The sequence below is a fragment of the Agromyces sp. NDB4Y10 genome (assembly GCF_001620055.1).
In the GTDB taxonomy this organism is placed as follows: Bacteria; Actinomycetota; Actinomycetes; order Actinomycetales; family Microbacteriaceae; genus Agromyces; species Agromyces indicus.
This window is the reverse complement of record NZ_LQGY01000034.1, coordinates 90,351-101,346: the sequence shown is the minus strand read 5'-3', so window position 1 is coordinate 101,346 and position 10,996 is coordinate 90,351. Positions and strand designations below refer to the sequence as shown.

Below are 10,996 nucleotides of genomic sequence, written 5' to 3'. Positions count from 1 at the left end.
CACCGGCGGGCTCGGCGGCCGGCACGGGCCAGACGGCGGGGCCGCCGGCGAGCGCCTCGGCGAGCAGCGCGCGCAGCGCGGCGACCTCCGTCACCGGCACCTGCAGCAGCGGCTTCATCGCGGCATCCGTCGACTCAGTAGTGCCAGGGGAACGGGCCCCAGTCGGGATCGCGCTTCTCGAGGAACGCGTCGCGGCCCTCGACGGCCTCATCGGTGCCGTACGCGAGTCGCGTGGCCTCGCCCGCGAACACCTGCTGGCCGACGAGCCCGTCGTCGACGGCGTTGAACGCGAACTTCAGCATGCGGACGGCGGTGGGCGACTTCGTGAGGATGGTGCGCGCCATCCGGATCGCCTCGCGCTCGAGGTCCGCGTGCGGCACGACGCGGTTCACGGCGCCCATCTCGTAGGCGCGCTCGGCCGAGTACTCCTCGGCGAGGAAGAAGACCTCGCGCGCGAACTTCTGCCCGACCTGCCGGGCCATGTACGCCGACCCGTAGCCGGCGTCGAAGCTGCCGACATCGGCATCCGTCTGCTTGAACCGCCCGTGCTCGCGGCTCGCGATCGTCAGGTCGCAGACCACGTGCAGCGAGTGCCCGCCGCCCGCCGCCCACCCCGGCACGACCGCGATGACGACCTTGGGCATGAAGCGGATGAGCCGCTGCACCTCGAGGATGTGGAGTCGGCCGACCGCGGCGTGCGTCGCGCCCTCGACCACCGCCGTCTCGCTGTCGGAGTACTTGTAGCCGTCGCGGCCGCGGATGCGCTGGTCGCCGCCCGAGCAGAACGCCCAGCCGCCGTCCTTCGGGCTGGGGCCGTTGCCGGTGAGCAGCACGACGCCGATGCGGGGGTTCGTCCGTGCGTCCTCGAGGGCGCGGTAGAGCTCGTCGACCGAGTGCGGGCGGAACGCGTTGCGCACCTCGGGCCGGTCGAACGCGATGCGCGCGATGCGCCCGTCGGTCGAGTGGTGGTACGTGATGTCGGTGAACCCGCCAGCGCCGGTGACGGATGCCGCGGCATCCACCCACTCGCTCGGATCGAACAGTTCCGACACCTCGCCTGCCATGCCGTCCAGCCTACTTCCGCGCCCGCGGGCACGACGCGCCGAGGCGCGGGCTCAGACCGCGGTGCCGGTGACCTCCGCCGGACCGCCGGTGAGGAACGACAGCACGGCGGCGTACACGATCGACCCGACCCAGACGGCGCCGTAGACGAGCGGCACGAGCGCCGCGATGACCACGGCGATGCCCACGACGGCGATCCACGCGTTGCGCGCGGCGGAGTCGTGCACCTCGACGGCGTCGACGCCGAGCGCGTCGATGCCGTCCGTCGTGTCCGCCGGACGGTCCGCGACCGTGCGCTCGTCTGCCATGCGTTCCAGCCTACGTCGCCGGTTCCCTTCTCAGGAGTCCCCGGCGGGATCGCCCGGTTCCTCAGGACGACACGCCGGGCCCTGCAGGCGCCGGCGGCGCGCCGTCCTGAGAAACGCAGCGCGGTGGCAGACTCGGGGCATGAGCGACGTCGCCCTGCCGCCCCTGTCCGACCTGCTCGGCACCGCGCGGGTGGTGGCGCTCCCGCTCGTCACCCGGTTCCGCGGCATCGACGTGCGCGAGGCGGTGCTGATCGAGGGCCCCGAGGGGTGGACGGAGTTCGCGCCGTTCGCCGAGTACGACGACGAGGAGGCGGCGACCTGGCTCGCCGCCGCGGTCGACTTCGGATGGCAGGCGCCGCCGCCGGCGCGCCGCGATCGCGTCCTCGTCAACGCGACTGTGCCGTCGGTCGATCCCGACGCGGTGCCGTCGGTGCTCGAGCGGTTCCCGGGGTGCCGCACCGCGAAGGTGAAGGTCGCGGCATCCGATCAGACCCTGGCGCAGGATGTCGCGCGCGTCCGCGCGGTGCGCGACGCGATGGGCCCCGAGGGTCGCATCCGGGTCGATGGGAACGGCGGCTGGAACATCGACGAGGCCGAGCACGCCATCCACGCGCTCGCACCGTTCGACCTGGAGTACGTGGAGCAGCCGTGCCCGACGGTCGGCGAGCTCGCCGAGATCCGCCGTCGCACGAAGTACATGGGCATCCCGATCGCCGCCGACGAGAGCGTGCGCCGCGCCGAGGACCCGCTCGCCGTCGCGGAGGCCGGCGCCGCCGACCTGCTCGTCGTCAAGGCCGCCCCGCTCGGCGGAATCCGACGCGCCCTCGACGTCGTGGCGCGCGCCGGCCTGCCGATCGTGGTGTCGAGCGCCCTCGACACGAGCGTCGGGCTCGCGATGGGCGCCCACCTCGCGGCATCCGTCGACGACCTCGAATACGACTGCGGACTCGGCACGGCCTCGCTGCTCGCCGCGGACGTGACCCGCGCGCCGCTCCTTCCCCGCGAGGGCGCGATCGAGGTGCGGCGCGTGGTTCCGGACCCGGCGCTGCTCGAACGCCACGCCGCCGATGAGGAGCAGACGGCGTGGTGGCTGGCGCGGCTCGAGCGCTGCCACGCGATCCTCGCGTCCTGAATTATTGAGAACGGTTCTCATTACGCTACGCTGACCGGTGCGCGCGCACGTCACCCGTGTCCACCGACCAGAGAGGATGCCGCGGCACCACCGCGGCGCCACCCACATGATCCGAACCACCACCGTGGGCGCCCTGGCGCTCACCGCCGCAGCCGCACTCGCCCTGAGCGGGTGCGCCACGCCCGGCGGCGCCGCCTCGGCACCCGAGGAGACCGAGGCCGCCTCCGACGTCGCCGAGCTCGACGCGCCCCGGCCGCGCCTGGCCGTCACCCACGACGACGGGGTCGTCGTGCTCGACGCCGCGACGCTCGACGTCGTTGCGGACATCCCGACGGACGCCGCGCCGCGCGCCATCGCCGCCGAGGACGGCCGCCACGCCTTCCTCACCGACCCCGAGGGCGTGAGCGTGCTCGACCTGGGCGTGTGGTCCGACGCCCACGGCGACCACGGCCACTCCTACGAGACCGAGCCCGCCCTCACCGAACTGCGCTTCGAGCTCGCCAAGCCCAGCCACGTCGTCGAGCACGATGGCGTGACCGCCCTGTTCGGCGACGGCGAGGGCGAGGTCGTGCTCGTCGACACGAGCGACCTGGCCGACGGGGCCGACGAGCTCCGCCGCATCGAGCTCCGAGCGGCCCACCACGGCGTCGCGTTGCACCTCGAGGACGGCGTCGTGCTGACGACCGACGGCGACGAGACGGCGAACGACTCCGTCGTCGCGCTCGACGCCGACGGCGAGGAGCTCGCCCGGACGGACGACTGCACCGGCATCCACGGCGAGACGATCGCCGCCGGTGAGACCGTCGCGTTCGGCTGCATCGGCGCCGTGACCACCTACGCCGACGGCGCCTTCGACCGCATCGCGCTCCCCGACGCCGACGGCCGCGTCGGCGGGCCGAAGGGCGACGCGGAGTCGCCCGTGCTGTTCGCCGACTACTCGCGCGAGAGCCAGGAGGGCCGCGACACCGTGGCGCTCATCGACGTCGAGTCCGGCACCGTCCGGCTCGTCGTCCTGCCGACCGGCTACTCGTACAGCTCGCTCGCGCGCGACGGCGAGGACCGCGGCGTCGTGCTCGGCCTCGACGGTGCGCTCCACCTGATCGACCTCGAGACCGGTGAGATCACGGCGTCGATCCCGGCGATCGATGCGTGGACGGCTCCTGAGGGGCACGGCACGCCGACCCCGGGCGTGGTCGTGCACGACGGCGTCGCGTACGTCACCGAGCCCGCCGCCAACCGGGTCACGGCCGTGGACCTCGACGGGGCTTCGGTCCTCGCCGAGGCCGAACTCGACGTGGCCCCGCGCCAGGCTGCGGTCGTCTCCGGCTGAGATCCCACTCGGACGCCCGACGCGGAGACGGACCCGCGTCGGGCGTCCTCGCGCGTCCTCGAGCACTCCAGACGGCGCACCCGAGCTCGGGGTCAGCACGGATGTCCCGATCAGGCGCTCGATCCACGGTAGAGACGGCCGGCCATCGCCGGCCTCGCGAAACCCGATCGAGAAGGAAGACCATGATCTCCAGGACCATGACCAACATCGGCGCCGGCGTTGCACTGGCCGCCGCAGCGGTGCTCGGCACGGGCGCCGCCGCGTACGCCCACGAGTGCTTCAACCCGAACCGCTCGGAGCAGGGCAACGCGGGCGCTTCGAACTCGCAGGCGTGGCTCACGGTGCACGTCGAGGAGCTCACCTCGCACCTCGACGACGTGACCGCCTCCTGCGTGCTCGACGCGTACGCCGAGACCGGCGCACCCTCGTCGTTCACCATCTTGGTGAAGGGCGCGAACGGCCAGGGCGGCACGATCGCCTCGAACAACCCGCACCCGGACAAGGCGTCCGACGGCACCGGCATCGACCAGATCTTCGCCGCCCACGGCACCGACATCATGGGCAGCTTCGACGCCTGCGGGGCCGAGCTGCCGTTCTGAGGATCCGGCCTCCGCACCGCGGTGCGGACACGACGATGCCCGGCGCGTAGGGAGCGCCGGGCATCGCCGTGTGCGCGGGTCGTCGCCCGGGCGGGGGGACCCGGGCGACGGGCCGAGCGTCCGGGCGGAGCGGCGCACACCCGCCCCGCCAGGCCGCGTCAGGCCGTGCCGCGCAGTCGCCGCACGCGGGGCGCGGCGAGCATCAGGCCGACCGCGAGCAACGCGATCGCGAGGAACCCGGCGAGGCTCGCCTGCAGGCCCGTGAGACCGAGCGAGTTCACCGCCGTGAGCTCCGCCACCGCCTCGGTGCCCGAGGCGACGCCGATCAGCCGGATGTGGTGGTCGCCGAGCTCGGTGCCCTCGGGGATGCCGATCTCGAACTCGACCGTGCCGTCCGCGGAGGCGGGCTGTGCCTCCATGAGCGTCGGAGTCGACTCCAGCCACACCTGCACGAGCTCGCCCTTCGCGAAGCCCTTCCCGGACACGGCAAGGGTCGAGCCGGTCTGCACCGACGCCGCGTCCAGGCGGACGACGGGCTTGCCGGGCTGCTCGGGCTTGCCCGGCTTCTCCGGCTTGCCCGGCTTCTCGGGCTTGTCCGGCTTGCCGGGCTTGTCCGGCTTGCCGGGCTTCTCGGGCTTGCCCGGCTTGTCGGGCTTGCCGCCGCCGGGCTTGGCCTGGTCGTCGACGAGCACCGCGGCCGTGCGGGCCGGGATCGTGAGCGTGCCGGTCGCGGCCTCCCACGCGGTCTGCTTGACGACCGCGTCGGTCCCGTTCGCGAGCGCCGGGGCGAGGGCGAACCCGCGACCGGCGAGTCCGTCCACCGCCTCGGTGATCGGCTCGGCGGAGGCGTTGAACACGACCAGTGCACCCTCGAGCTCGGGGTCGACGTCGTCGCCCACGAGGTCGTCGATGAGCATCACGATGAGCCCGTCCGTGGCATCCGCACCGCTGTTCGGGAACGACACCTTCTGCGTGATGAGCTCGGCCGAGCCCAGCTTGAGCAGGTCGACGCTGTCGCGCACGCGCAGCAGGTCGAGCGCGGCGGCCTCGGCCGCGGCGATGTCCGCCGGAGCGGGCTCCAGCGCCGGGTCGGCGAGCAGCGTCGCCATCGTCGGCCAGTGGTCCTCGTTGTCGGACTTCATCGGCAGGCCCGACCCGAAGGTCGACTCCTGGCCGGTCCAGTCGATCCGGTTGAACCAGTCGCCCGAGTTGTAGCTGTTGCGGTCGAGCGACTTCGAGCGGAGCAGCTCGGTGCCGGCGTGCCAGAACGACGGGCTCTGCGAGAACGTCACGGTCGCGAGCGACAGCGTGTTCATGCGGATGCGGTCGGCCATCGACGTCTCCTGCGGCAGCTTCAGCACGCCCAGGTCGAACAGGGTCTCGTTGTCGTGCGCGTCGACGTAGTTGATGACCTCCTCGGGGTGGTCGGCGTAGCCGGCCGGCGACCCGTTGTAGTCGACCTCGGCGCCCGACTTCAGCACCCCGTCGTATCCGGTGAACCGGAAGTCGCGCAGGTTGCCCGCGAGGCCGATCTTCACAAGGTCGGTCTGCTGGCCGAGGTTCCGGATGCCGTCGCGCTGGGGCAGGCCGTTCGGCTCGCCCGCGAGGCCGGTGCCGAAGCCCTGCTCGTACTTCGAGTCGCCCGCGACCGGGCTGCCGCCGTGCACGCCGTCACGCAGCCGGTCGTTGAACGTCGCGATGCCCGTGCCGCCGAGCTGGCCCTGGGAGGCCTGCTCGAATCGCGCGTTGTTCGCGACCTCCCCGAAGTTCCAGCCCTCGCCGTAGAGGAAGACCTTCGAGCCGTCGACGCCGTCCTCGGCGAGCGTGAGCTCGTCGAGCGCCGCGCGCACGGCCAGGAGGTTCGCCTTGGAGTGGTGGCCCATCAGGTCGAAGCGGAAGCCGTCGACCTTGTACTCCTTCACCCAGAGCACGGTCGAGTCGACCATGAGCTTCTCTGCGACGGCGTGCTCGGTCGCGACGTTCTGGCAGCACGTCGAGGTCTCGACGCCGCCGGTCGCGTTCAGGCGGTGGTAGTAGCCGGGCACGACCTTGTCGAGCACCGACTTCTGGCCCTGACCCGACTCGGCGGTGTGGTTGTACACCTCGTCGAGCACGACCTGCATGCCCGTGGCGTGCAGGGCGCCGACCATCTCGCGGAACTCCGCGACGCGTGCGCCGCCGTCGGGGTCGACCGCGTAGGAGCCCTCGGGCGCCTGGAAGTGGTACGGGTCGTATCCCCAGTTGAAGCCGTCGAGGTCGCGGATCGCCTCGATGCAGGCCTGCTGCTCCTCCGACGCCGGACCGTACGACTCGAGGTCGCAGTCGGGGGTCGCCTGCTGGTCGCGGCGCTCCTCGATGGTCGCGATGTCGAACGTGGGCAGCAGGTGCACCGTGTTGATGCCGGCCGCGGCGAGCTCGCGCAGCTGCGCACTGCCCGCACTGTTGCGGGTGAACGCCCGGTAGGTGCCGCGCTCGGCCTCGGGCACCGTCTCATCGGTGATCGAGAAGTCGCGCACGTGCAGCTCGTAGATCGCCCGGTCGACCTGCCGCTCGACGACCGGTGCGGGCGTCTCGGCCCACAGCTCGGGTGCGAGCGCCGGGTCGTCGAGGTCGACGACGACGGTGCGGGCGGAGTTCACGGTGAGCGCGACCGAGTACGGGTCGGTCACCGAGTTGCGCTCCACCTTGCCGGTGGTCGGGGCGTACACCTCGACGAGCCAGCGGTACTCGTCGCCCGCCTCGACGCCCTCGTCGACCGACCACGCGCCGGACTCGGCGTCGAACTCGGCCGGCAGCACCTCGGGGTCGCCGGTCGCGCCGGCGGCCCAGACCTGGGCCGACACCGACTTCGCGGTCGGCGCCCAGACCGAGAGGCTCGCGGCGTCGCCGTCGACCGTGGCGCCGAGCGAGGCGGATGCCACGCCCTGGGCGTAGAGGTCGTCGAGCACGCCCGGCAGCTGCACGCCGGTCATCGCGGTGAGCTCGTCGCCGGCGCGCTGCGCCACCTGGAGCTCGCCCGTGACGAGTTCGGCGATCGCCGCGCGGTCGAGACCGAGGGGCCGGAGCGCCACGTAGCTCGCGAGGTGCGGGAACCGCACGGTGAGCTCCGCGCCGATGCCCGCGGGCTCGTGGGCGAGCTCGACCGTCCGGTCGGCGCCGGTCACGGCGCCGTCGGCGGTCCCGAGTCCGCCGTCGGCGGCGAACTCGAGCGTGTAGGCGCGGTCGGCCGCGTTCGCTCCGCCGAGGAGCGAGGCGGGCCAGGCGAGCGTCTCGGCGTCGAGCCAGTACGCGCGCTGCTGTCCGGTGCCCGCGAGCGGCGGGTCGGCCACGACGACCTCGAGCACGTGGGTCTCGAGCGTGTAGCGGAAGGTGACGAACTCGCCGGCCTTGCCGACGACGAACGAGATGTTGCCGCCGTTGCGGACGCCGTCGACGCCGTAGTTCTCATCCCACGACAGGCCGTGCGCGACCTTCAGTTCGTAGGAGCCGGCCGGCAGGCCGTTCGTCGAGAACTCGTAGACGCCGTCCTTGTCGCCGTCCTGCGCGAAGGTGACCATGCAGTCGGGCTGCCAGTCGCCGGGGCAGCCGAGTTCCGACTGCATGCTGCCGGGCAGCGTGACGATCGGCCCCTCGGCGGTCGACGAGAACACCTTGCTGCGCGGGTCCCAGTAGAAGGTGACCGCGCCGCCGCTCGTCGTGTAGGTGGCGTTCGGGCCGTCCTGCACGCCGTTGGCGCCGTAGTTCAGCGCCCAGCTGCCGTTGATCGCGACCTTGTACTCGTACGTGCCGGCCGGGATCTGGAACGTGCCGGCGTAGATGCCGTCGGCGCGCTTGGTGAGCTTCGCGGCCTCGCAGCCGGGCTGCCAGTCGCCCGGGCAGCCCATCTCCGAGTTGTGGCTGCCGGGGACGGTGACCAGCTCGATGTCGGTCTCGGGCTCCTCGACGACCGCGAGGTTCACGGCGTTGCCCACCGAGGCGTAGGTCGATGCGGCGGCGCGGTTGCCCGCGGCATCCGTCGACACGGCCCGGTACTCGACCAGCGTGCCCTTCGCGAGGCCCGCGGTGTCGTGGTAGACGCGCGGCGTGGTGTCCTCGGCGGTGCCGAGCGGCGTCCACTCGTCGGAACCGGCCACGCGCCAGGCGAAGCTCGTCTCCTGCCAGGTGGCGTCGGCGACGTCGGCCGAGACGGGTGCGATGCCCGTGACGCCGGCCCCGGCGACGGGCACGTCGACGGCGATGGCGGATGCCGCCTCGGGGGCGGTCACCTCGCGGTCGGCCTTCCACACCACGGCGCCGAGCGCCGGCACGGTGACGGATGCGACGCCGTCGGCGTTCGCGGTCAGGGCCTGCCCGTCGCCGTACAGCACCGCGAACGCGCCGTCGGCGGTGAGGGTGGAGACCTCCACGGCCTTGGCCTGGTTCGCGTTGTTCACGGCGACCAGGTACTCGACCTTCTCGTCGCGGTCGACGCGGCTGAACGCGTACACGCCGGCGCCGTCGGCGACGAAGCGCTCGATCTGCGCGCCCTGCTCGAGCGCCGGGTGCGCCTTGCGCAGCTCGGCGAGTCCGGCGATGTGCTCGTAGAGCGGCGCGTCGGTGCCGTAGCGGTCGACGCTGCCGGCGTTCTCGCCGGTGACGAGCGGCTGGTTCACGTACTCGTCGACCTGGCTCGCGAAGAGCGTCTGGCGGGCGTCCTTGTCGCCGCCCGTGCCCGCGAAGCCCTGCTCGTCGCCGTAGTAGACGACCGGCTGGCCGCGCGTGAGGTACATGAGCTCGTGCGCGAGCTCGTTGCGCTGCACCGCGGTGGCGCCCGAGTTCGCGAGGAAGTAGCCGATGCGACCCATGTCGTGGTTGCCGAGGAAGGTCGGCAGTGCGGTGGCCGACGAGTCGGGCGTCGTGTAGTAGTCGTCACCGGCGAACAGCGACTGCAGGTTCTTCGCCGAGTTGCCCGCCGCGAACGACACGGCCTGCGACTGGAAGGTGAAGTCGAGGACCGAGTTCATGTCCGTCTTGCGCACGTACGGCGAGAGCTTCACCGGGTCGGCGTCGTAGACCTCGCCGAACATGAAGAAGTCGGGCTTGCCCTGGGCGTGGGCGTACTCGAGGACCTCGGTCGACCACTCCTCCCAGAACTCGAAGTTCACGTGCTTGGCGGTGTCGATCCGGAAGCCGTCGATGCCGAGGTCGACCCAGTCCTGGTACACGTCGATGAAGCCGTCGACCACGGTGGGGTGCTCGGTCATCAGGTCGTCGAGGCCGACGAAGTCGCCGAACGTCACCGATTCGCCCGACCAGGTCGAGTCGCCGCGGTTGTGGTACAGCGTCGGGTCGTTGAGCCACGCGGGGACCTTGACGTCGGCATCCTCGGGCGCGACGGTCGGCGTGTACGGGAAGCTCGTGGCCGGGTCGAGCGCCGGGAAGTCGGCGCTGCCCGCGATGGTGCTCGGGTCGAACACGTTGCCGTCGGCGTCGCGGTACGGGCTCGTGGCCTTGTCGATGTACGAGTACTGGCCCTCCTCGTACGAGATCACGTCGGCCGTGTGGTTCGTGATGATGTCGAAGTAGACCTTGATGCCGCGCTCGTGCGCCTCGTCGATGAGCGCCTCGAGCTCGGCGTTCGTGCCGAGGTGCGGGTCGATCTGCGTGAAGTCGGTGATCCAGTAGCCGTGGTAGCCGGCGCTGGCGTTCGCGCCCTCGCCCTGCACGGGCTTGTTCTTGAAGCTCGGCGTGAACCAGATCGCGGTCGTGCCGAGGCCCTCGATGTAGTCGAGGTGATCGCGGATGCCCTGGATGTCGCCGCCGTGGTAGAAGCCCTTGTCGGTCGGGTCGAAGCCGTGCGCGAGGTGGTCTCCCGCGATGCCGGCGGTGTCGTTCGACTCGTCGCCGTTGGCGAAGCGGTCGGTCATGACGAAGTAGAAGTTCTCGGCGCTGCCCGGCTGGCGGACGGGCGGCAGCGCGAGTGCGGCATCCGCCTGCTCGTCGTACGCGCCACGGGTGCTCAGCAGCTCGAGGCCGACGCGCTTCTGGGTGTCGTCGAACACGACGCGCACGTCGGTGTCGCCGCCGACCGTGAGCGGGATGTTGTCGCCGCCCCCGTCGAGACCCCACGAGGCATCCCACGAGTCGTTCGCCGCGACCTTGTACTCGTACGAGCCCGCCGGGACGGTGAACTCGGCGGCGTAGAGGCCCGCGGTGTCGGTGGGCAGCAGCTCGGTGGCCTCGCAGCTCGGCTGCCAGTCCTCGGAACAGCCCAGTTCGCTCTGCAGCGAACCGACGAGTGCGAACGTGTCGCCCTCCTCGGCTGCAGCCCCGATGGGAACGACGGCGAGCACGGATGCCGCGACGGCGCCCGTCACCCCCAATGCCAACCAGCTGCGAGCGCGCGCTCGATGCGTCATCTTCGACTCCCGATTTCACGGCACGACGACGTGCCTGAACGACATTGGGTGCGACGCTATCGCGGCAGCACGGTTAATGCAAACGCTTGCAACACACCTCTTGCGCTCGTCGGACCTCGTGCCTATCTTGGGGGGCAGTCGTCGTCGTGACGCGGCTGCCGCAGCGA

6 protein-coding genes are annotated in these 10,996 nt (G+C 71.8%); 3 read left to right on the top strand and 3 right to left on the bottom strand.

Annotated elements, in window-relative coordinates:
- Window positions 1–134: 134 nt before the first annotated feature.
- Window positions 135–1,064: a 1,4-dihydroxy-2-naphthoyl-CoA synthase gene (locus AVP42_RS09240; RefSeq protein ID WP_067948301.1), complete on the bottom strand. Its 930-nt coding sequence runs from the start codon at window positions 1,062–1,064 to the stop codon at window positions 135–137.
- A 51-nt stretch (window positions 1,065–1,115) separates the two neighbouring features.
- Complete coding sequence (locus tag AVP42_RS09235) at window positions 1,116–1,370, bottom strand: hypothetical protein (RefSeq protein ID WP_067948299.1); 255 nt, start codon at window positions 1,368–1,370, stop codon at window positions 1,116–1,118.
- 139 nt (window positions 1,371–1,509) lie between these two features.
- Here AVP42_RS09235 and AVP42_RS09230 point away from each other — a divergent pair, with 139 nt between their 5' ends.
- From AVP42_RS09230 to AVP42_RS09220, 3 genes are all read left to right on the top strand, one after another.
- Complete coding sequence (locus AVP42_RS09230) at window positions 1,510–2,502, top strand: o-succinylbenzoate synthase (RefSeq protein ID WP_067948297.1); 993 nt, start codon at window positions 1,510–1,512, stop codon at window positions 2,500–2,502.
- 106 nt (window positions 2,503–2,608) lie between these two features.
- Window positions 2,609–3,832, top strand: coding sequence for a hypothetical protein (locus AVP42_RS09225; protein ID WP_067948295.1), 1,224 nt, complete (start codon window positions 2,609–2,611; stop codon window positions 3,830–3,832).
- A gap of 182 nt (window positions 3,833–4,014) precedes the next feature.
- A complete protein-coding gene (locus AVP42_RS09220; RefSeq protein WP_157356776.1) occupies window positions 4,015–4,431 on the top strand; it encodes a hypothetical protein in 417 nt (138 codons plus the stop codon).
- Window positions 4,432–4,589: 158 nt separating this feature from the next.
- On the opposite strand, the gene pulA is transcribed toward AVP42_RS09220, so the two are convergent.
- Window positions 4,590–10,829: a pullulanase-type alpha-1,6-glucosidase gene (pulA, locus tag AVP42_RS09215; RefSeq protein WP_197466994.1), complete on the bottom strand. Its 6,240-nt coding sequence runs from the start codon at window positions 10,827–10,829 to the stop codon at window positions 4,590–4,592.
- Between the last annotated feature and the right edge of the window lie 167 nt (window positions 10,830–10,996).

What these genes read in the sequence shown, in the direction of transcription:
- AVP42_RS09240 (WP_067948301.1), bottom strand. Translation starts at nt 1,064, where the DNA reads ATGGCAGGCGAGGTGTCGGAACTGTTCGATCCGAGCGAGTGGGTGGAT.
- AVP42_RS09235 (WP_067948299.1), bottom strand. Translation starts at nt 1,370, where the DNA reads ATGGCAGACGAGCGCACGGTCGCGGACCGTCCGGCGGACACGACGGAC.
- AVP42_RS09230 (WP_067948297.1), top strand. Translation starts at nt 1,510, where the DNA reads ATGAGCGACGTCGCCCTGCCGCCCCTGTCCGACCTGCTCGGCACCGCG.
- AVP42_RS09225 (WP_067948295.1), top strand. Translation starts at nt 2,609, where the DNA reads ATGATCCGAACCACCACCGTGGGCGCCCTGGCGCTCACCGCCGCAGCC.
- AVP42_RS09220 (WP_157356776.1), top strand. Translation starts at nt 4,015, where the DNA reads ATGATCTCCAGGACCATGACCAACATCGGCGCCGGCGTTGCACTGGCC.
- pulA (WP_197466994.1), bottom strand. Translation starts at nt 10,829, where the DNA reads ATGACGCATCGAGCGCGCGCTCGCAGCTGGTTGGCATTGGGGGTGACG.